The organism is Nocardia barduliensis, from assembly GCF_013315795.1.
GTDB classification, from domain to species: domain Bacteria; phylum Actinomycetota; class Actinomycetes; order Mycobacteriales; family Mycobacteriaceae; genus Nocardia; species Nocardia barduliensis.
The window spans coordinates 39,776-61,469 of the sequence record NZ_JABLTE010000034.1 but is presented as its reverse complement, the minus strand read 5'-3'; the positions used below and the strand labels follow the sequence as shown (position 1 = coordinate 61,469).

Genomic DNA, 21,694 nt, shown 5'->3' with positions numbered 1-21,694 from the left:
CGGTTCGAGAGGAACATCCGTGACAGACGACAGACGCCTGGCGCGCAACCCGATCGCCATCGTCGGGATGTCCGGGCTGCTGCCCAACGCCCACAACCATCGAGAGTACTGGCAGAACATCGTCGACGGCGTGGACTGCACCACCGAGGTCCCCGCGTCGCGCTGGAGCCTGGACGACTACTTCGACGCGGACCCGGCGGCGCCGGACAAGACCTACTCGCGCCGGGGCGCCTTCCTGCCCGACATCGAGTTCGATCCCCTGGAATTCGGGCTGCCGCCCAACCAGCTGGAAGTGACCAGCACCATGCAGACGCTCAGCCTGGGTGTCGCCCGGGATCTGCTGCGCGACGCGGGCGCGGTGGACTCCGACTGGTACGACGCGAGCCGCACCGGCGTCGTCCTCGGCACCACCGGCCCGGTGCCGCTCATGCACCCGTTGGCCGCGCGGCTGTCCACGCCGGTGCTGAAGGAGGCGGCGCGCTCGGTCGGCCTCTCCGACGCCGACGCCGACACCATCGCCGACCGGTTCGTCGCGGCGTTCGCGCCGTGGGAGGCGAATTCGTTCCCGGGCCTGCTGGCCAACATCACCGCGGGGCGGGTGGCCAACCGGCTCGGCCTCGGCGGCATCAACTGCACCGTCGACGCGGCCTGCGCGGCTTCGCTGGCCGCGTTGCGCACCGCCATCGCCGAACTGCAGGACGGCCGCGCGGACATGATGATCACCGGTGGCGTGGACACCGAGAACACCATCTTCATCTACATGTGCTTCAGCAAGGTCGGCGCGCTGTCGGCCAGCGGGCAGATCAGTCCCTTCTCCGCCGACGCCAACGGCACGCTGCTCGGCGAGGGCATCACCATGCTCGCGCTGCGCAGGCTGGAGGACGCGCGGCGCGACGGCAACCGGATCTACGCCGTCATCCGCGGGCTGGGTTCCTCCAGCGACGGCCGCGCCAAGAGCATCTACGCCCCGCGCGCGGGCGGCCAGCGCGTCGCCCTGGACCGCGCCTACGCCGACGCCGAGATCTCACCCGCCGATGTGGCGCTCATCGAAGCGCACGCCACCGGTACGCCCGTCGGCGACAAGACCGAGCTCACCGCACTGAAGGAGCTGCTGAGCGACGCTACGTCCGAGCCCGCCTTCGCCGCCCTCGGCAGCGTGAAGTCCCAGATCGGCCACACCAAGGGCGCCGCGGGCACCGCGAGCGTGATGAAACTGGCGCTGGCGCTGCATCAGAAGGTGCTGCCCGGCACCATCAACGTCTCGGCGCCCAACGCCGAGATCGCCGCCGCCGACGCGCCGTACTACGTGAACACCCGCACCCGTCCGTGGATCCGCGACCCGCAACGCCCGGTGCGGCGGGCGGCGGCCTCCGCGTTCGGCTTCGGCGGCACGAACTTTCACGTCGTGCTGGAGGAGGCGGACGCCGACCGTGCCGCGCACCCGGTGCTGCATCGCACCGCCCGCGCGCATCTGTGGCACGCGCCGGACGTGGCCGGGCTGATCGACGCCGTGCGCAGCGTCGCGCCGAGCGACGGGGGCGACATCCCGGAGGACCACGCGCGCATCGGGTTCGTCTCGGTCGACGAGGAGAACGCCGCGCACCTGCGCACGCTCGCGGTGGACGAACTGGTGCGCAACCCCGACGCCACGGCGTGGGAGCACCCCGAGGGCGTGTACTTCCGCGCCGCCGCCCTGCCGGATCGCAAGGTCGGGGCGCTGTTCGCCGGACAAGGCAGCCAGTACGTCGACATGGGATCGGACGCGGCGCTGAACAACCCGGCCGTCGGCGCGGCGTTCGACGCGGCCAACGAGGCGTTCGCCGGCGCCGCGGTGCGGTTGTCGTCGGTGGTCTTCCCGCCGCCCGCGTTCTCCGGCGAGGTGGCGCAGGCGCAGGAAGCCGCGCTGCGCCGAACGGAATTCGCCCAGCCCGCGATCGGCGCGCTGTCGGCCGGGCAGTTCACCGCGCTGTCGGACTACGGCTTGCGCGCCGACGGATATCTCGGCCACAGCTTCGGCGAACTCACCGCGCTGTGGGCCGCAGGCGCCCTGGCCACCGCGGACTTCTACGCGCTGGCCCGCGCCCGCGGTGTGGCCATGACGCCCGAGCCGGGAGTCGAGGCGGGCACCATGGTGGCGCTCGGTGCGTCCAGGCAGACCGCCGAGGAACTGCTCGACGGCGTCGAGGACGTCTGGATCTGCAATCACAACGCGCCCGACCAGGTCGTCGTGGGCGGTGGCGCCGAGGGGATCGCGGCCGTCGTCGCCCGCTGTGGCGAGCGTGGCGTGGCGACGCGTGCGCTTCCGGTGTCGGGGGCGTTCCACACGCCCTACGTCGCCCACGCCGCCGCCGCGTTCGGCGCGGCCGTCGCCGAGGTGCACATCGGCGAGCCGGACGCGACGGTCTTCGCCAACACCCCCGGCGCCCGCTACGGCGGGGACGTGGCGGCCAACCGGGCGCTGCTGACCGAACAACTCGGCAAGCCGGTCGAATTCGTGGCCGCGCTCACCGCGATGCGCGAAGCGGGCTGCACGGTGTTCGTGGAGTTCGGGCCGAAGCAGGTGCTGACCTCGCTGGTGCGGCGCACCCTCGGCGACGACGTGATCGTCATCGCGACCGACTCCGGCCCGATCGGCAACAGCGACCTCGCGCTCACTCGCGCCGCCGTGCGCTTGGCCGTGCTCGGATTCGGCCTGCACGGCATCAACCGGCACGCCGCCCCCGCACCGGAGGCAGCGGTCTCCGGTCGCGCGATGACGGTGACGATGTCGGCGCCCGAGTACGTGCCCGACACCCGTCGCGCCGCCTACGCCGCCGCGCTCGCCGACGAATACCGGCTCAGCGTCCTCGCGGCCACCCCCGCTCCGGTCGACAGCGTGGTCGATCCGCAGCCCGCCCAGCAGCGGGCCGTGCCCATCGCTTCCACCGCAGCAACGGAGACACCCGTGTATCCCACACCGCAGCCCGGCGACGCCGGTTCGGACGCGCTGGAGAGCGCGCTCGTACAGCACCTGCACACGCACCGTCAGTTCCTGGACGGCCAACTGGACATGGCCCGCGGCCTGGCCGGCGCGCTCGGCGACGGCAGGCTCGACGCCGCAACGGTCCGCGCCATCGAGGCGGTCAAGGAGCACGGCGTCGCGATCAGCCACAGTCATGCGCGAGCCAGCGAGGTGCTCGCCCAATTGGCCGAGCTGGAAAGCGGCTTCGCCCCGGTCTCGCGGCCTTCGACCCCGATCACGACACCGGCGCCCGCGCCGCGCGCGGCGATCGAGCCCGCGCCGGTACGCCGTCCGCTGGCCACCGCCATGGTCGTGGACGATCATCGAGCCGCTGCTGAGCCCGAAATGTCCGCGGCACCGACTCGTTCGGTGCTAACCGCGCCCGCGTCCGCCCCGGCCCCCGCCGTGCCCGCGCATGCCAAGGGTGCGACGTCCAATGGTCACGCGCCGTCCGCGGCTGCGACCGACGACGGGGTGACCGGCGAGTCGCTGCGCAGCGCGCTGCGTGAGGTGGTCGCGGAGAAGACCGGCTATCCGGTCGAGATGGTCGACCCCTCGATGGATCTGGAAGCCGATCTCGGGGTGGATTCGATCAAGCGGGTACAGGTGATCGGCGCGTTGCAGGAACGTTTCCCGCAGCTGCCGAACCTGGGCCCCGAGCAGCTGGGCACCGTGCGGACGCTGGACCAGATCGTCGATCTGCTCGACGGCGCCACCTCGGGGAGTGCGGCCGAGCCGTCCGCGAACGGTGCGGCTGGTCCGGCCACCGGCTCCGACGCCGATGTGTCGGGGGAGGCGTTGCGGCGCGCGCTGCGTGAGGTGGTGGCGGAGAAGACCGGTTATCCGGTCGAGATGGTCGACCCGTCGATGGATCTGGAAGCCGATCTCGGGGTGGATTCGATCAAGCGGGTGCAGGTGATCGGCGCGTTGCAGGAACGGTTTCCGCAGTTGCCGAGCCTGGGTCCGGAGCAGTTGGGCACGGTGCGGACGCTGGATCAGATCGTGGATCTGCTCGGCCTCGCCGAGGGCGGCCATGCTGCCGCCGATGCGTCCGCCGATGGCTCCGACGCCGATGTGTCGGATGACGCGTTGCGGCGCGCGCTGCGTGAGGTGGTGGCGGAGAAGACCGGTTATCCGGTCGAGATGGTCAACCCGTCGATGGATCTGGAAGCCGATCTCGGGGTGGATTCGATCAAGCGGGTGCAGGTGATCGGCGCGTTGCAGGAACGGTTTCCGAACCTACCGAGCCTGGGTCCGGAGCAGCTGGGCACACTGCGCACGCTGGATCAGATCGTGGTGGAACTCGCCGGAGCGGCGGGTGGTGATGTCCACCCAAAAGCTGAGGCCGCGGCGGGAACGTCGCGGCACGCCGTCGAACTCGCCTCGCTGCCGCCGCTGGATCGGGCGGTAGCGCCCTACCGTGCGGGAGCGCGGGCACTGCTCGTCGATCCGACCGGCGAACTCGACTCCGACCGCACGGCGCTCGCCGCCGCGCTGACCGGACTCGGGTGGACCGTGCGGCAGACGAACTCGGTCGCCGATATCGACAGCGCGGGCGAACCCGTCGACGTGTGCGTGGTCCTGCTCGGCGGCTCCGCCGACTGGGCGTCGGCGCAGCGGTATCTGACCGACGGCATCCTCGCGGCGGGGCGTGTCGTGCCGCTGCTGCGCGGCGCGCCGGAGCGAGCGGCCTTCGTGACGGTGACCCGGCTCGACGGCGCGCTGGGCTTCCTCGGCACCGCGCGACCGGAGCACGCGTTGCTCGGCGGCATCGGCGGTGTGGTGAAAACCCTCGCGGCCGAACAACCCAGCCTGTTCTGCCGGGCACTGGACATCGACCCGGCCTGCCCGGCACGGCAGCTGGCCGAGTTCGTGACCGCCGAGCTGTTCGACGCCGCCAGGGACACCCTCGAGGTCGGCATCGCCGCGGCGGGCGAACGTCGTACCCCGGTGCCGAGCGGGCACGCACCCGCGCGGACGGTGACTCCGGTGCGTCCGGTCGACGAGCAGGAGGCCACGGTGCTCACCGCCGACGATGTCCTGCTGGTCACCGGCGGCGCGCGCGGCGTCACGGCCACCTGCGTGCTGGCGCTGGCCGCGCGCAGCGAGGCGCGCTTCCTCCTGCTCGGGCGCTCCGCGCCGACCACCGAGCCCGAGTGGGCGGCCGGGGTCCCCGATGCGGAGCTCAAGCCCGCCGCGGTACGGGCGCTGGCCGGCGCCGGGGTCACGCCTCGGGATATCGAGCGTGCCGTGTCCGGTGTCCGCGCCACGCGCGAGATCCTCCAAACGCTGGCCGCCCTCGGTTCCCGTGCCGACTACCTGGCCGTCGACGCCACGGACGCGCGGGCGGTCGCCGCCGCCCTCGCGCCCTGGCGGGACTCGATCACCGGCGTCGTGCACGGGGCCGGAGTGCTGGCCGACTCGGTGATCACCGACAAGACCGCCGAATCCGTCGCCCGGGTGCTCGATCCCAAGATCGCCGGGCTCGCCGCGGTCCTCGGCGCACTCGGCGAACTGCGGCACCTGGTGCTGTTCACCTCCGTCGCCGGGCTCTTCGGCAACGCGGGCCAGGCCGACTACGCGGCCGCCAACGAAGCACTCGCGCGATTCGCGGTGAGCCTGCGAACCCACCAGCCGGGCTGCCATGTCACGGCGATCGACTGGGGTGCGTGGGACGGCGGCATGGTGACGCCCGCCTTGCGGGAGCACTTCCGGACGCGCGGAGTCGACCTGCTCGACCCGCGGATGGGCGCGGCGGCGTTCACCGAGCAGTTCACCGAGGCGCGCGCCGAGGACACGGTCGTGCTCGTCGGACCGGCGAAGTCGCTGTCGGACACGGCGGCCGCCGCGGGCGCGGTACGGGCGCGGCGAACGATCACCGGGATCACCGAGGACCCGATCATCGCGGCGCACCGGATCGGTGAACACGTGGTACTGCCCGCCACCTTCGGTCTGGGCGCGATGGTGGCCTGCGCCGAACGCGCCCTGCCGGGCCGCACCGTCGTCGGCGTCCGGGAGTTCGAAGTACTCAAAGGAATCGTCTTCGACCGTCCGCTCGACGAAGTGGAACTCGAGCTCGTGCCGGACGATGACGCGTCGACGGTGCGCACGACCGTGCGCGGTGCGAACGCCGTGCACTTCCGGGCGACCCTCGTGCTCGCCGACGCGGCCGATCGTCCCCCGCACAAGCCGGTGCCCGGTGGTCCGGCCGCCGAGGCGACCATCTACCGCGACGCCATCCAGTTCCACGGGCCCGCGTTGCAGGGATTGCGCTCGGTGCGGGCGGTGTCGGACGAGGCGATCGTCTTCGAGTGCGCTCTGCCCGCCGCCACCGTGGCGGGCGGCGCCTACGCGGGACGGCTGCACGATCCGGTCCTCGCCGACCTGATCCTGCAGGGCCCGCCGGTGCTGGGCCACCGGCTGCTCGGCAGCGCCTGCCTGCCGCTCGGCGTGGGGCGGATCGACTACTTCCTGCCGTTGCCCGCGGGCGAGTCGTTCCTGCTCACCGTGGACAACCCGCGCGCGGGGCGGCTCGACGCGCGGATCGACGCCACCGCCACCACGGCGGACGGCACGGTGCTGCAACGGTTCTCGGACGTCACGGTGGTGACGACACCCGATCTGACGGAGAAGTTCCAGACCTCGGTGAGGCGGTGGATGGCATGACAACCCTGGAATTCGACGGTATACCGTTCGATCCGGTGACCGCGCTCGCCGCGCAGACCCAGCGGGGCGTGGACGAGGCGCCATCCCGGCGGCCGGATGCCGCGGGCACGCCGGTCACGCGCCGGGACGATGTCCCGAGCGGCAGTGTGACGGATGATCACGCGGGCGCCGGGTCTCGGCCCGCCGCGTTCGCGCCGACACCACGGACCGACGGCGGTTCCCCGCATGGGGCCGGCCCGCTCGCCGAGATCCGCTCCGGTGTGGTCGCCGCGCATCGGGCGGCGCTGAGCGCGCAACTGGCCATGCAGCGGGCGGTGTGGCAGCGAGCGCTGCGCCGGGGAGCGCCCGAGACGGGTGCCGCGTCCGGTTCATCGCTGGGTGATCCTCGCCCCAGCGGCCTCGACGCCGGGACGACGAGCGAGGCCGCCGGAACCCCGGCAGGCACCATCGCCGCCGAGTCGGCGTTCAAGCCGTTGGCGCGCACCGGGCGCACCCGGCTGGATCGAGCGGCCCTGGTGCGCCTCACCGAGGGCGACCTCGGCGGCGTCTTCGGTGCGGCCCACCGGCGCTCCGGCATCGAAGCGGCGGCCCGGCTGGCCGGGTCGGCCCCGCTCGTGCTCACCGAGGTGACCGCCATCGAGTTGTACGGCGGCTCGGGCAACGGCAGTGCCGAGGCCCGGTTCGACGGCGACCCGCGCGCGGCGGCCACGCAGATCGCGGAGGTGTTCGCGCTGTACCTCGGCATGCCGCTGGTGCTGTCGGGCAGCTCTCTCGTCGCCGAATGCGCGGGTACGGTCGCCGGGGTCACGTCCGGCACGATCACGCTGACGGTGACCGCGCTCGACCTGGTGCCCCGCCCGCACGTGACCGGTACGGCGAGCATCGCGGGAGCGGAAGGCGCGCTCGACGTCACGGTCACGGTCGTGGAACGCCCGGGCGGCGGCGTCGGCCCCGGTCAGGTCTCCGACAGCCTGCTGCTCAACGAGTTCCACATGACGCATCTGTCCCGCGGTGACCAAGGCATCGCGATGGGACCGGAATTCGCGCAGTACACCGGCGTGCGGGCGACCCGATTGCCGACCGGCGGCCTGCTGCTGGTGGACCGGGTGCTCGACTTCGACGGCACGCGCGGAAACCTGGACGGCGCGTCCTACACCACCGAGTACGACTCCCCGGCCGACTCCTGGTACTACGGCGACACCGCGAACGACTCCATGCCGCACTTCGTCTACATGGAGACCTCGTTGCAGGCCGCGCTGCTGATGGGCTATTACGCGGGCCCGACGCTCACCCAGCCCGGCACCACGTTGAGCCTGCGCAACCTCGGCGGCACCGCCACCGTGCTGCGGCAGATCGACCTGCGGGACAAGACGATCAGCCAGTCCTCCCGGCTGCTGTCCACCACCATCCTGCCCGGGTCGTCACTGCAGACCTTCGACTACACCCTCAGCGTGGACGGCGAACCGTTCTACACCGGCGAGACCATGTTCGGTTACTTCAGCGACGAGGCTCTCGCCAACCAGACCGGCCTGGACGCGGGCCGCCCCGCACCGACCTGGCTCGCGCAGAACCCCGGTGCGAACGTGCGCGCCATCGACGTCGCCGCCCGCCGCGCCGACCCGCGAGCCCCGCTGTGCGCCCGGCGCACCCTGGCGCTGATCGACCAGGTCGACGTGGTCGACGGCGGCGGCCGATACGACGCCGGGTATCTGCATTCGCTGCGCGAGATCGACCCGGCCGACTGGTATTTCGCGCGCCACTTCCACCTCGACCCGGTGATCCCGGGGTCGCTCGGTGTGGAATCGGTGATCCACGCGATCCAGGAGTGGATGCTCGACGCCGGCTTCGCCGATCCGATCGCCGATCCGGTCTTCCGCATCCCCGCCGAGCGGCCGTTCAGCTGGCGCTACCGCGGGCAGTTCCTGCCCACCGACGGCACGGTCGAACTCGAAGCCCACATCAAGGCGATCCATCGGGGACCTCGGGGCGTCACCGTCGTCGCCGATGGCTCGCTGTGGAAGCCGGGGCTGCGCATCTACGAGCTGACCGACCTCGCGGTCGAACTCGCCGAGCGGGAGGAACGCTGATGGCCACCTCCGCGGCCGGTGTCCTCGCGGACACCGCCGACGGCATCACCGCCGTCCTGTCCGATCTGGCCCGCCCGTGCTGGATCGTGCGCCACGAGGGCCGGGTGGGCGCGACGACCGACGAGCGCACCGCGGCACACGCCGAGATCCTCGCGGCGGTGGCCCCGCTGCCGCCAGAGCGGTTGGGTGATCGGCGGTTCGCCGCCGCCCACGGCGTGCGCGCGGCGTACGCGGCGGGCGCGATGGCGAACGGGATCGCCTCGCCCGCCCTGGTTTCGGCGATGGCTCGGGCCGGGTATCTCGCCTCCTACGGCGCGGCGGGCGTCGCGCCTGCCGCGGTGGACGCGGCACTGGCCGAGCTGAGCCGCACGCTGACCGGAAAGCCGTTCGCGTGCAACCTGATCCACAGTCCTTCCGAGCCCGCGCTGGAGCGCGCGATCGTCGACGCGTGCCTGCGCCACCAGGTGCGCTGCGTGGAGGCGTCGGCGTTCATGGACCTCACCGGGGAGGTCGTGCGCTACCGGGCGGCGGGGCTGGCCGTCGACCGGCAGGGACGCGTGGAGGTGCGCAATCGCCTGATCGCGAAAGTGTCCCGGGTCGAGGTGGCCGAGCCGTTCCTGCGCCCGCCGCCCACGCGGCTGCTGCGCCGGTTGGTCGAATCCGGTGACCTCACGCCGGAGCAGGCTCGCCTCGCCGAACAGGTGCCGATGGCCGACGACATCACGGCCGAAGCCGACTCCGGCGGTCACACCGACCGCAGGCCGTTGCTGGTGCTGCTGCCCGAGCTGATCGCGGCCAGGGACCGGCTGGCCCGCACCGTGCCCGCCGCCGCGGCGGTCCGGGTCGGCGCGGCGGGCGGCATCGGCACCCCCGCCGCCGCGGCCGCGGCCTTCGCGCTGGGCGCCGCCTACGTGGTGACCGGGTCGGTGAACCAGGCCACCGGGGAAGCGGCCCAGTGCGACACCACCAAACAGCTGCTCACCCAGGCGGATTTCGCCGACTGCACCATGGCGCCGTCCTCGGACATGTTCGAGCTCGGCGTCCAGGTGCAGGTGCTGCGCAGGGGCACCATGTTCGCCGCCCGCGCGCAGCGGCTCTACGACGCCTACCGCGCCTACGACGGCATCGACGCAATCCCGGCCGAGCTGCGCCGCGATCTGGAGACCACGCTGTTCCAGCGGCCGCTGGACGCCGTGTGGGAGGACTGCGTCACCTACTTCACCGAGCGCGATCCGGCCCAGCTCGCAGGCGCCGAGGCGGACCCGAAACGCAAGATGGCCCTGGTGTTCCGGTGGTATCTGGGGTTGTCGTCGGGGTGGAGCATTCGCGGCGAGGCCGGTCGCGCCGCCGATTACCAGATCTGGTGCGGGCCCGCGATGGGCGGGTTCAACAACTGGGTGGCCGGAAGCTACCTTGCGGCGCTGCGCAACCGGCACGTCGCCGACATCGCCGACCAGATGATGCTGGGGGCGGCCTATCTGACCCGGGTCGCCCAGTTGCGTACCGCGGGCGTGCGGTTACCCGCCGACTGCGCCCGATTCGTGCCCCGACCGAGGGAGGAACGATGACCACGCTGGAGAGCGGTCCGGATACCCGGACCTCCTGGATGGTGTGCCCGTCCTGCGCCGCCATGCTCTACGCCAAACGCTACGAGCGGTCCGGCCGGGTCTGCCCGGACTGCGACGGGCACGGCATGCTGACCGCGGACCAGCGCATCGAGGCGCTGCTGGATCCGGGCTCGGCGCGGTACATCGAGCCGCCCGCCACCGCGGCCGATCCGCTCGGTTTCAGCGACTCGCGGCCCTATCCGGAGCGACATGCCGAGGCGACCCGCCGCACCGGGCTGACCGACGCCATCCGGTGCGTGCGCGGCGCCATCGGCGGCGCGCCGGTGGTGCTGGCGGTGATGGACTTCCGGTTCCTCGGCGGCAGTCTCGGCGCCGCGGTGGGTGAAGCGGTCACCGTCGCGGCCGAGACGGCGCTGGCGGCGCGCGTGCCGCTCGTGCTGGTCACCGCGTCCGGCGGCGCGCGCATGCAGGAGGGCATCCTCGCGCTGATGCAGATGGCCAAGACCAGCCAGGCGCTACGGGAGCTGGACGACGCGGGCGTGCTGACCATCTCGGTGATCACCGATCCCACCTACGGCGGCGTCGCGGCCTCCTACGCCACCTCCACCGACATCATCATCGCCGAACCGGGCGCGCGGCTCGGCTTCGCCGGACCGCGGGTGATCCAGCAGACCATCGGCGAGACGTTGCCCGCCGGCTTCCAGACCGCGGAGTTCCTGCTCGAGCACGGCATCGTGGACATGATCTGCCACCGTTCGGCCCTGCGGGACCGGCTGGCCCGCCTGCTCGCGCTGGCCGCCGACAGCGCGCGCCGCGTCGAGCTGCCGGACGAGGCGAACCCGGTCTGCTCGGACGTGACCCGGCTCGCGCCGCGCGACGCCTGGCAGAGCGTGCGGGCCGCCCGCGAACTGGGCCGTCCGACCACGCTGGACTATCTGGCCGCGTCCTTCGACGAATTCGTCGAGCTGCACGGCGACCGGATGTCGGCGGACTGCCCGGCCATGATCACCGCGCTGGCCCGTCTCGACGACGCGCCCGTCATCGTGATCGGCACGCAGAAAGGTCATACGGCGACCGAGTTGGCGCAGCGCAACTACGGTATGCCGACTCCGGCCGGATACCGGAAGTCGGCCCGCGCGCTGCGCTTGGCCGCCAAGCTGGGCATTCCGGTGATCACCCTGGTCGACACCGCAGGCGCCTACCCGGGCGTGACCGCCGAGGAACAGGGACAGGCCGTCGCCATCGCGGAATCGCTCAAACTGCTCGCCGGGCTGCCCGTGCCGGTGATCACCGTGATCACCGGCGAGGGCGGTAGCGGCGGAGCGCTCGCGCTGGCCGTGGCCGATCAGGTGATCGTCTGCGAGAACGCCGTCTACTCGGTGATCAGCCCGGAGGGGTGCGCCTCGATCCTGTGGAAGGATGCGGCCGCCGCCCCGCGCGCCGCCGCCGCACTGCGGGTGGACTCGACCTCCCTGCTCGAACTCGGCGTCGCCGACGGCGTGCTGCCCGAGCCGCAGGGCGGCGCGCACCGCGATCCCGCCGCGGCCGCCGCCGCCCTGCGCCAGGCGCTGCGCCACGCGGTCGCCGACTCGGCGCGGTTGCGGGTCGCGGAACTGCTCGACCGCCGCCACCACCGTTTCCGTGTCTTCGGACTGTCCACGAACGATCAGGAGAAGTGATGACCGAGTCCGTCACCACCGAGCCGACCGGCCGGGCGCTGAATCCGGTCGACGCCGACCAGGCGCTGGCCGTGCTGTCCCGTCATGCGCTGTCCGTGCGGGCCGAGACCGGGCCGACCTCGGTGACCGTCGCCAATGGCCCGCTCGTGCTGCGGATCAGCTGGGACGGGCACAACGGGCCGACCACGCCCCGGGCCGTCACACCCACCGACGCCGCGCCCGCGGTGCCTGTCACCGAATCGGCGTCCGTCGAGAGTCCCTCGGACGCGAACACTTTCACCCTCACCGCGGAGACCGTCGGCGTGTTCTATCGCGCGCCGGAGCCGGGAGCCGCGCCGTTCGTCGCCGAGGGCGACCCGGTGCGGGCCGGTCAGCAGGTGGGCATCGTCGAGGCGATGAAGCTGATGATCCCGGTGACCGCGACCAGGGAGGGCCGGGTGGCGGAATTCCTCGTGGAGAACGGGGAGGCGGTCGAGCACGGCGCACCGCTGCTGGTGCTCGAGGTGGTGCGATGACCACGCGGCCGATCCGCAAGGTGCTCGTCGCCAACCGCGGCGAGATCGCCGTGCGGGTCATCCGGACCTGCGCCGAACTCGGAATCGCCACCGTCGCGGTGTATTCCGCGGCCGACGCCGATTCGGCCGCGGTACGGCTGGCCGACCAAGCGTTCCGGATCGGTCCGGGTCCCGCCAAGCGCAGTTACTCCTACATTCCGGCGGTCATCGAGGCCGCTCGGGCCACCGGCGCCGACGCGATCCACCCCGGATACGGATTCCTGTCCGAGAACCCCGATTTCGCCGAAGTGTGCGAAGCGGAGGGCTTCGTGTTCGTCGGCACGCCCGCGGCGATCATGGCCGATCTCGGCGACAAGTCGACGGCGCGGTCGCTGATGGCCGCGGCCGGCCTGCCGCTGCTGCCTGGCAGCCGCGATCCGCTCGAGACGGTGGACGAGGCGCACGCCCTCGCCGACGACATCGGTTATCCGGTGATCATCAAAGCGGTGGCGGGCGGTGGCGGCCGCGGGATGCGGGTCGTGCGGGACTCCGCCGATTTCTCCGCCGCCTGGCAGCAGACTCGCGCGAATGCCACCGCGGTGTTCGGGGACGGCCGCCTCTACGTCGAGCGCTACCTCGACTCGGCGCGGCATATCGAAGTCCAGATCCTCGCCGATCGCCACGGCACGGTGCGGCATCTCGGCGCCAGGGACTGCTCTTTGCAGCGGCGGCACCAGAAGCTGGTCGAGGAGTCGCCCGCCCCGGGACTGTCCGAGGAACTCGTGGCCCGGATCGGCGCGGCCGCCGTGCGGGGTGCCGAGGCCGTCGGCTACGTCGGGGCCGGCACCTTCGAATTCCTCCTGGACCAGCAGGGGCGCTTCTACTTCATGGAGGTCAACTGCCGTTTGCAGGTCGAGCATCCGGTCACCGAGATGGTCACCGGCATCGATCTCGTCGCCGAGCAGTTGCGCATCGCCTCGGGCCTGCCGCTGGCGCTGCCCGACGATGCCGCGACCCCGCGCGGAGTGTCCATCGAATGCCGGATCAACGCCGAGGACCCGCAACGCGAATTCGCGCCGGCTCCCGGCACACTCACCGAGTGCGCGCTTCCGGGTGGGCCGTTCGTCCGGATCGACACCCACGTCGCTCCCGGCTACGCCATTCCGCCGCACTACGATTCGCTGCTCGCCAAGATCATCGTCTGGGCGCCCGACCGGCGCACGGCCATCGCGCGCATGCGCAGGGCGCTGGCCGAGACCCGGATCCGTGGCAGAGGCATCGCCACCACCACCGAATTCCTGCACGACATCCTCGACCACCCCCGCTTCCGCGCCGCGGACCACGACACCGCCCTCATCGGGACCCTCACCACGGTGTCGCGCGTCGCCTCATGAAGACGCCGCCATCGGACGCGGTGACGGCCCGCGTCCGATGGCGGCGCACCCCGATCGCCCACGAGGGCCCGGTCCGCAGGGATCGGGCCTTCGTGGTCTCTGCGGCATAGTGCGCGCCGCAAGGTGTGGGTAGACAATAAATACGGTCGACCGTATAGTTCACCCCATGAGTGATGGCTGGATGATGGACCTGGCGGCGGAACTCGCCGTGGTCAAGAGCCGGCAGGATGTGTCTGCGGCGTTGCGGCTCATGCACGACGAGATGCTCTTGGAGACACCGGCTTTCGGGTCGGTGGCGCGCGGGCTGGGCGCGAACGAACTCGCGCTGCGGGCTTTCTTCGCGTCGTTTCCGGACTATGCCGTCGAGCTGAGCGGCCATGCGGCGGCGGGCGAGAGGCTGATCTGCTGGGGTACGGCGCGAATGACGATGACGGGAGCCCGGTTCGGGGTCGAGCCGAACGGTGTGCGGGCCGAGCTGCCGGTGTTCATCCGTTTCGCGTTCGCGGACGGGCTGATCGCGGGGGAGTACTTCCATTTTGACTTGTCCGAGCTGTGCGCTCAATCCGGCGTCTCCACCGACGCGGTACGTCAGAAACTGTTTGCGAGGAGCTGAATCATGGACGCACGGGTCAAGGATGTCGCCGCGATCGAGACCGGCCAACTGTTCGATGTCGTAGTGGATCTGGCGCCGCCGTTGCACATCGGGAACGGGCGGGTGCTATTCGGAGCCGCGGGCGGGTCGTTCGAGGGGTCCCGATTACGCGGCGAGGTGGTGCCGGGCGGGGGTGACTGGGCGCTGTTCCGGCCAGATGGAACCATGACGCTCGATGTCCGGCTCACCCTGCGCACCGACGACGGCGCGCTGGTGCTGATGACCTACGGCGGGCGGTGGGTGATCCCGGATGAGGTGCGTGACCGGATCGGCGATCCGGCCACCCGCCACCTCGTCGACCCGGCGCGCTACTACTTCCGCACGTCGCCGGTGTTCGAAACCGGCGCGCCGAAGTACTTGTGGCTCAACGACATCGTCTGCGTGGGATCGGGCTACCCGGTCGAGGGCGGCATCGCCTACCGCGTTTTCGAGGTACTCTGACCGGCGAATCAGTCGGTATCGAGTTCGAGCCGAACCGCGCGGGAACACGCGTAGACCATGAGGGTTCGGCGGAAGCGAGTACGTCAGCAGTGCGAGCGAGGCGAGTAGGGCCGCGTGGAGCCGCCCTACTTCAACCCCGACCGCACGAACGCGTTGACGATGTGACGTTGCAGCAGCAGGTACATCAGCAACACCGGCAGGCAGGCGAGGCTGGCCACCGCCATCATCGGCCCCCACTGGTCACCCTCGGTGCCCATGAAACTGCGCAGGCCCAGTTGGAGCACGCTGTTGGACTGGCGCAGCACCACTGCGGGCCAGAAGTATTCGTTCCACGCGTTGATGAACAGCAGGATCCCCAGCGCCGCCAAGGCGGGGCGCAGGTTCGGCACCACCACGGTCCACAGGATCGACCAGGAGGAACGGCCGTCGATCTTGGCCGCCGCCACGAGCTCCTTGGGGAAGCTCGCCATGTGCTGGCGCAGCAGCAGGACCGCCAGCGCCGAGCACAGCGTCGGAAGCACCACCCCGATCAGCGAATTGATCAGCCCGAGCTTGGTGAGCAGGACGTAGTTGGGCAGCATCGTCACTTGGAACGGCACCAGCCAGGTGCCGACGAACGCCAGGTACAGCATTTTCTGGAACGGGAAGGTGTACATCGCGAACGCGTAGGAGGCCAGCAGCGCGATCAGCAGCTGCCCCGCCGCCGAGAGCGCCGCGACGAAGAAGGTGTTGCCGATGAGGCCCACCACGTCGACCTTGTCGGCCGCGTCGCCGTAGTTGGCCAGCGACATCGGCCAGGGGATCGGCGACAGCGAGGTGACGTCTTCGGGCCGCCGCAGCGACGTGGCGAACAGCCAGTAGATCGGGAACGCGCACAGCAGGGCGGTCACGGCGAGCAGCAGATGGCTGCCCGCGGTGCGCAATCGGTCAATCATCATGGAAGGCAACCTTTTCCGAGACCCACACCAGAATGCCGGCGATCACTCCGAACCCGGCGAACAGCAGGACACCGGCGGCGGCGCTGAGCCCCGCGTCGAAGCTGTGGAAGGCGTAGTCCCACAACAGGTAGTAGATGTTGGTGGTCGCCTGCGCCGGACCGCCCTGCGTCATCGAGTCGATGAGCGGGAAGGTCAGGGTCGGACTGAGCAGCACCGTGGTCAGCACCAGGAACAGCAGCGTGGGGGACAGCAGGGGCAAGGTGATCCACCGGCGGATCTGCCGGGCGCTCGCGCCGTCCACTTGGGCGGCCTCGTCGTAATCGCCGCTGATGCCCGCCAGCCCCGCCCAGATCACCAGCACGGCGAACCCGAGCAACTGCCATCCGGTGATCACGATGATCACCCCGTGCGCGGTGCCCACGTCGTAGACCCAGTTGCGGTCCGAGCGCAGGACCTGATCGACGAAGCCGCTGCCCGGATGCAGCAACCAGCGCCACACCGCCGCCGCCGCGACGGGCGCGACGAGGAACGGCACGAAGACGAACGCGTGGTACACCGTCCGCGCCCGGCCGTGCACCCGTCGGCTGGCCAGCGCGATGAGCAGCGGGAGCACGACCGTGAACGGCAGCATGCCCGCAATCAGCACTCCGGTGCGGCCGACTGAATCCCAGAAGGCCGGAAGATCCAGCAGCCGTTCGTAATTGCCGGTGCCGACCGGCTTCATCGGCGAGGTCGGCAACAGGTTCCACGAATAGGTGGACAGCTCGACCGCCTGGACGAGCGGCCGGTAGATCCACACCACGAGCAACACCAGCGCGGGCGCCAGATACAGGTAGGGCGCGGCGAACCGCCCCGCCCGGCGAAACCGGGCGGGGCGATGCGAGGGTGCGACCGTTTCGGCCGGTTCCGTGGTCGCGAGGGGTGATTCCACGACGAACATCGAGTTACCCGGCCTCCGCGGCCAGCGCGGCGAGCTGGTCGAGCACGTCCTGCTCGGGCCGGTCGTAGAGGGTCTCGGCGGGCGTCGCCTCGATCGCCGTGGCGACCAGCGTCGAGCCGAGCAGATCGATGCGGCTGTAGCCGTATCCGATCAATCCCCGGTGCCGTCCGGACGGGGCGATCGTGTCGATCCGGTAGGCCAGCGCGGGCCCGATCCAGACCGGGATGCCCGCCAGCGCCGCCGCGCCCGTGAGGTGGTTGTGACCGCAGACGATCAGCCCCACATCCGAGCCCGCCAGCACCTCGCCGAGCAGTTCGGGCCGTTCCAGCCGCAGGTACTCGGTGGCCGCGACCGGCGAGGGGATCGGCGGATGGTGCAGCACCAGCAGCGTGCCGCGCGGCGCCGGTTCGCGCAGTTGCTCGGCCAGCCAGTCCAGCTGCCGCTGCTCGAGCCGGCCGTCGTGCCGTCGCGGGGTCGTGCTGTCCAGCGCGATCACCCGCAGACCCGCCACGTCGACCACCTGGTCGTGCGTGGTGTCGGGATCGACGTCGGCGGGATCGGCTCCGAGCAGCTCGGTGGCGAAGGCGGTGCGCTCGTCGTGGTTGCCCATGACGTACACGGTCTGCGCGCCGAGTTCGGCGGCCACCGGTTCGACCGCGCCGCGCAACCGCTGGTAGGCCTCGGGCGACCCGGTATCGGTCAGATCGCCCGAGAGCACCAGCGCGTCGACGCGCCGCTGGGAGGCCCGCAGCTGCTGCAACGCGAGGGTGAGGTTGGCGTAGGTGTCCACCATGCCGTGCACCCATTCACCGGCGGGCCGGATGTGGGTGTCGGTGAGCTGGACGATCGTCACCTCGCTCATGACGCGGGCAGCAGTTTGGCGCCCTGATCGCGGGCGGCGGTGAGGGTGGATTGCGGATCCTTGCCCTGGAACACGATGGCCTCGACCGCGTCCATCATGCCGTCGCGGATCTGCAGATAGTTGTTGCCCGGCATGGAGATCCACGGTTCCATGTTCGCCAGCTGGGCGACGTTGGGCGCCAGCAGCGGATTCTGCTTCGACCAGGCCTGCAATCCGGCCGGGTCGTCCATCAGGCCGGTGCGCAGCGGCAAGTAGCCGATGCCTTGGGAAATCTTGGTGTAGGCCGACTCACTGGTCAGGAACTTGATCAGCTCCCACGCGGCGCGCTGCTTGGCCGGGTCGTTGGACAGGATGTGCAGCGAAGCGCCGGAATTGGTCGGCACGGTCGGCTTGCCCGCGAAACTCGGCATCGGCGCGGAGCGCAGATCCCACTTGTCCTTGGCGCCGGTGACGAAGGTGCCCTGGATCGCGCTGGTCTCCAGGATCATGCCGATCTCACCGCGCGCGAACGCCTCGTAGCCCTGCTTCTGGTTGAGCTTCGGCATGCCGCCGGAGTTGACCAGCTGCTGGCTCATCGCCGTGACCTCGACCGCGGGAGCGTCGGCGAAGGTGAGCTTCGTGCGGTCCTCGGAGATCACCCGGCCGCCGTTGGAGCGCACCAGCGACTGGAAGCACCAGTCCTTGGCGGCCTTGGTCAGGCAGTCGATGTAGACCCCGCCCTTACCGGTCTTCCCGGTGATCGCCGTGGCGGCCTCGGCGACCTGCTGCCAGGTGGCCGGCGGTTGCGCGGGATCCAGGCCCGCCTCGGCGAACAGCGAGGCGTTGTAATAGAGCACGGGCGTGGAGAACACGAACGGCACACCGTAGGTGTGGCCGTCCCAATCGGCCAGCGTGCGGGCCTTCGGCGCGAAGGGATGCTTCGCCCCGTCGAAGTTGCGCTGCACGTCCTGCTTGCCGACCAGGGTGTCCAGCGGCTTGGCGCCGAGCTGGTGGATGGTGAAGTCCAGGTCGCTGAAGCCCAGCTGGGCGACGTCCGGCGGGTTGCCCGCGACCATCTGGTTCTGGATGCTGGAGATGGTGTCGGTGGCCGGGTTCGGGCTGTTGCCCTGCGGCTTCTGCGCGGTCACCGTGATGTTCGGGAACTTCGTGCGGAAATCGGCGATCAGGGAATTGAAGGTGTCGGTCCAGGCGCCGGCGAGTCCGTAGTTGTAGGACTCGAACACGATCGACACCTGCTGGTCGGACTTCAGCTCCGGGATCTGCGCACTGTCGGCGTTCGAGTCGGTGTTGGTGCTCCCGAGTCCGCCGCAAGCGCTGAGCGCGACGGTGGTTGCGAACACCAGGCCCAGAATGGGCGCGGTGCGTTTCACGGTGTTCTCCTCATCGAGTTGGGGGTGTTCGGGGTTCAGGCGACGGCGACGGGCTCGCCCGCGCTGTCGATTCGGGCGTCCTGCCGCGTCTGCTGCCAGGTCAGGCGCAGGCCGGAGGCGGCATGGAAGAGGTGGATGTGCGCCGGGTCGGCCCGCAGCGCGATGCTGTCGTCGACCGTGACGCCCGCGGGCCGGGGCGCTCGGGCGCAGAGGACCCGATCGCCGGTGGTGAAGTGGATCAGTTCCTCGCTGCCGAGGTTCTCCACCATCGTCACCCGGCCGCGGATGTCGGCGCCGGTCGGATCCAGGCGCAGTTGTTCCGGGCGGATCCCGGCGACCACTTCCAGGTCGTCGCCGAAATCACGGACGCCGATGGCCAACTCGGTGTCGATGCCGTCGGCCACCACGCGCAGCGAGCCATCCCGCTCGGTGACGACGGCCGGGAACAGGTTCATCGGCGGTGCGCCGAGGAAACCGGCGACGAAGGTCGACCGGGGCCGGTCGTAGAGCTCGGTCGGCGTGCCCACCTGCTCCACCTGCCCCTCGTTGAGCAGCGCGATCCGATCGGCCATGGTCATCGCCTCGACCTGGTCGTGGGTCACGTACAGGAAGGTCGCGCCGAGACGCTGATGCAGTCCGATCAGTTCGGCGCGGGTGGCGCTGCGCAGCTTCGCGTCCAGGTTGGACAGTGGCTCGTCCATCAGGAACGCGCCGGGATCGCGCACCATGGCGCGGGCCAGCGCGACGCGCTGGCGCTGCCCGCCCGACAGCGCGGACGGTCTGCGGCGCAGCAGTTCGGTCAGGCCGAGTACCGCGGCCACCTCCGACACCCGCTCGGCGATCTTCGCCCGCGGCGTGCGGCGGGCGCGCAGCGGGAAGCCGATGTTCTTGGCGACGGTCAGGTGCGGGTACAGCGCGTAGCTCTGGAACACCATCGCCAGATCGCGCTGCTGCGGCGCCTGGTGCGTGATGTCCCTGTCGTCCAGCAGGATTCGGCCGTCGGAAGGATCCTCCAGTCCGGCGATCATGCGCAGGAGCGTGGATTTGCCACAGCCGCTCGGGCCGAGCAGCACCATGAATTCGCCGTCGGCGATGTCGAGGCTGACCTCGCGCACCGCGTGGGCGGCGCCGAACCGCTTCGACACCGCTTCGATTCGCAGTCGTGCCACCGTCGCCCCTCAGCCCGGCAGCTCGCCGGCGACGATCCAGGTCGCCACCCTGGCCGCGATCGCGGGCGAGTCCTTCACCCAGAGGAAGTGGTCGCGGTGCCGCACCGGCGAGTTCTCGTCGATGTGCCACTGCGTCACCCGGGCTTTCGGCATCCGGGAGACCAGGAAGTCGACGTTCGACTTCGGGCCGAGCACGTCGTCGGACAGCGAGATCACCAGCACCGGCGCGGTCAGCTCGCGCAGCAGGGTGTTGTACCGGCGCGTGCTGCCCTTCGGGCGGTAGTAGCTGGTCAGCGAATGCATCGACCAGTCACGCATGACGCCGCCGGGCATCGGGGCCGGGATGAGCACGCCGCCGGGCCAGTGCCCCTTCCACCGGGAGACCAGGCCGATCCACTGGATCTGGCTCAGCGCCTCCCACCAGCGGCGCACACCGAAGGCCCACCAGAACACGGTGCCGGTGCCGATGACGGTCACGCCCGCGATCCGGTCGGGTTCGGCCGCGGCGAACAGCAGCGCGAGCTGTCCGCCCAGGCTGTGCCCGAACAGATGGATCGGCGCCTCGGGGAAGCGCGCCCGCACCGCCGCGACCAGCGCGGGCAGGTCGGTCTCGAGCATCTCGCGATACCCGAAGTCGCGGTGCAGCCCCAGCTCGGGCTTGGCCTCGCCGTGCGCGCGCAGGTCGGTGGTCGCCACCGAAAGGCCCTGTGCGTGCAATTCCTTCGCGAGCGCGAAGTAGTTCTTCGCCTTCATGGCCATCGCGGGCAGGATCAGCACGACGGGCGCGCCGGGCTTCTTCGAGGCCAGGAAGCGGACGGTGAAGGTGACACCGTCGGCGGTGTCGACCGTGGTCGACTCCAGAGCGGTGAACTCCGAACGGTTCTCGGGTGCCGCGGTGGTCATCGGTCGCCCTCCCCGATGGTCACGTCACACACGTAGTCGAAGGTGAACTTCGCGACGACGACATCGCCGTCATCGAGCAAGCTGGCCTTGCCGGTCAGTTCGAAACGCTGCGAGGCCGTCGCGGCGAGCACGTCGGCGAGCTCGCGCTGGTCGACGGTCGCGACGGCGCGGATCCGGCCGATGGCGGGCTTGCGGTAGGAGGCGCTGCCGCCGCGCAGCACCAGCCGCTCGACGGTGCGCAGACGGGTGGCCGCCGCGCCGACGAACGCGGCCGCTCCGCCGATGTCGGCGGCGGTGAACAGCGCTCCGGCGTGCACGGTGCCCATGTGGTTGCGGACCTCGCCGACGGCGGGGATCTCGACGACGGCGCGGTCGGGCCCGATCTCGGTGATGAGCGTGCCGACGTGGCGCCCGAACGGCACCATCTCCTGCGACACCGCCCGCAGATACTCGTAATCGACGGCGTCGCAGTCGAGTTCGGGATAGGCGGCGGCGAAGCCGGCGATCTCACGCGTGGTCATGGTCTCTCC

15 protein-coding genes are annotated in these 21,694 nt (G+C 70.9%); 8 read left to right on the top strand and 7 right to left on the bottom strand.

The genetic code is table 11. From position 1 onward, the window contains the following. Window positions 1-19 precede the first annotated feature (19 nt). The 8 genes from HOV91_RS39890 to HOV91_RS16735 all read left to right on the top strand — a co-directional run bounded on the left by HOV91_RS39890 (window position 20) and on the right by HOV91_RS16735 (window position 14,982). Window positions 20-6,667 carry a polyketide synthase gene (locus HOV91_RS39890; protein WP_312884655.1) on the top strand — a complete coding sequence of 2,216 codons (6,648 nt, stop codon included), beginning with the start codon at window positions 20-22 and terminating at the stop codon, window positions 6,665-6,667. Beyond that, complete coding sequence (locus HOV91_RS16765) at window positions 6,664-8,754, top strand: beta-ketoacyl synthase (RefSeq protein WP_174186333.1); 2,091 nt, start codon at window positions 6,664-6,666, stop codon at window positions 8,752-8,754. The genes HOV91_RS39890 and HOV91_RS16765 overlap by 4 nt, the downstream gene beginning before the upstream one ends. After that, window positions 8,754-10,322 carry a PfaD family polyunsaturated fatty acid/polyketide biosynthesis protein gene (locus tag HOV91_RS16760; RefSeq protein WP_174186332.1) on the top strand — a complete coding sequence of 523 codons (1,569 nt, stop codon included), beginning with the start codon at window positions 8,754-8,756 and terminating at the stop codon, window positions 10,320-10,322. Before HOV91_RS16765 ends, HOV91_RS16760 begins: the two co-directional genes overlap by 1 nt. After that, entirely contained in the window at window positions 10,319-12,001 is a 1,683-nt protein-coding gene (gene accD, locus HOV91_RS16755) for an acetyl-CoA carboxylase, carboxyltransferase subunit beta (RefSeq protein WP_174186331.1), read from the top strand. Before HOV91_RS16760 ends, accD begins: the two co-directional genes overlap by 4 nt. Beyond that, entirely contained in the window at window positions 12,001-12,516 is a 516-nt protein-coding gene (locus HOV91_RS16750) for an acetyl-CoA carboxylase biotin carboxyl carrier protein (protein ID WP_174186330.1), read from the top strand. The genes accD and HOV91_RS16750 overlap by 1 nt, the downstream gene beginning before the upstream one ends. After that, window positions 12,513-13,889 carry an acetyl-CoA carboxylase biotin carboxylase subunit gene (locus tag HOV91_RS16745; protein ID WP_174186329.1) on the top strand — a complete coding sequence of 459 codons (1,377 nt, stop codon included), beginning with the start codon at window positions 12,513-12,515 and terminating at the stop codon, window positions 13,887-13,889. The genes HOV91_RS16750 and HOV91_RS16745 overlap by 4 nt, the downstream gene beginning before the upstream one ends. 166 nt (window positions 13,890-14,055) lie before the next feature. Next, window positions 14,056-14,502 (top strand): ester cyclase, encoded by a 447-nt coding sequence (locus tag HOV91_RS16740; RefSeq protein WP_217440577.1) that lies wholly within the window; start codon window positions 14,056-14,058, stop codon window positions 14,500-14,502. A 3-nt stretch (window positions 14,503-14,505) separates the two neighbouring features. Next, window positions 14,506-14,982 (top strand): DUF3237 domain-containing protein, encoded by a 477-nt coding sequence (locus HOV91_RS16735; protein WP_174186328.1) that lies wholly within the window; start codon window positions 14,506-14,508, stop codon window positions 14,980-14,982. A 125-nt stretch (window positions 14,983-15,107) separates the two neighbouring features. Here HOV91_RS16735 and HOV91_RS16730 read toward each other — a convergent pair whose 3' ends face one another. Genes HOV91_RS16730 through HOV91_RS16700 form a run of 7 tightly spaced genes read right to left on the bottom strand, consistent with a single transcriptional unit; the run spans window position 15,108 to window position 21,685 of the window. Continuing rightward, complete coding sequence (locus HOV91_RS16730) at window positions 15,108-15,920, bottom strand: carbohydrate ABC transporter permease (protein WP_174186327.1); 813 nt, start codon at window positions 15,918-15,920, stop codon at window positions 15,108-15,110. After that, a complete protein-coding gene (locus HOV91_RS16725) occupies window positions 15,910-16,860 on the bottom strand; it encodes a carbohydrate ABC transporter permease (protein ID WP_174186326.1) in 951 nt (316 codons plus the stop codon). The genes HOV91_RS16730 and HOV91_RS16725 overlap by 11 nt, the downstream gene beginning before the upstream one ends. Window positions 16,861-16,864: 4 nt before the next feature. Continuing rightward, entirely contained in the window at window positions 16,865-17,722 is an 858-nt protein-coding gene (locus HOV91_RS16720) for a metallophosphoesterase (RefSeq protein ID WP_174186325.1), read from the bottom strand. Continuing rightward, window positions 17,719-19,092, bottom strand: a complete 1,374-nt coding sequence (locus HOV91_RS16715) for an ABC transporter substrate-binding protein (protein ID WP_174186324.1) — start codon at window positions 19,090-19,092, stop codon at window positions 17,719-17,721. The genes HOV91_RS16720 and HOV91_RS16715 overlap by 4 nt, the downstream gene beginning before the upstream one ends. A 35-nt stretch (window positions 19,093-19,127) precedes the next feature. Next, window positions 19,128-20,261 carry an ABC transporter ATP-binding protein gene (locus HOV91_RS16710; protein ID WP_174186323.1) on the bottom strand — a complete coding sequence of 378 codons (1,134 nt, stop codon included), beginning with the start codon at window positions 20,259-20,261 and terminating at the stop codon, window positions 19,128-19,130. 9 nt (window positions 20,262-20,270) lie between these two features. Continuing rightward, complete coding sequence (locus HOV91_RS16705) at window positions 20,271-21,164, bottom strand: alpha/beta hydrolase family protein (protein ID WP_174186322.1); 894 nt, start codon at window positions 21,162-21,164, stop codon at window positions 20,271-20,273. Continuing rightward, window positions 21,161-21,685, bottom strand: a complete 525-nt coding sequence (locus HOV91_RS16700; RefSeq protein ID WP_174186321.1) for a YiiD C-terminal domain-containing protein — start codon at window positions 21,683-21,685, stop codon at window positions 21,161-21,163. The genes HOV91_RS16705 and HOV91_RS16700 overlap by 4 nt, the downstream gene beginning before the upstream one ends. Window positions 21,686-21,694: the final 9 nt, after the last annotated feature.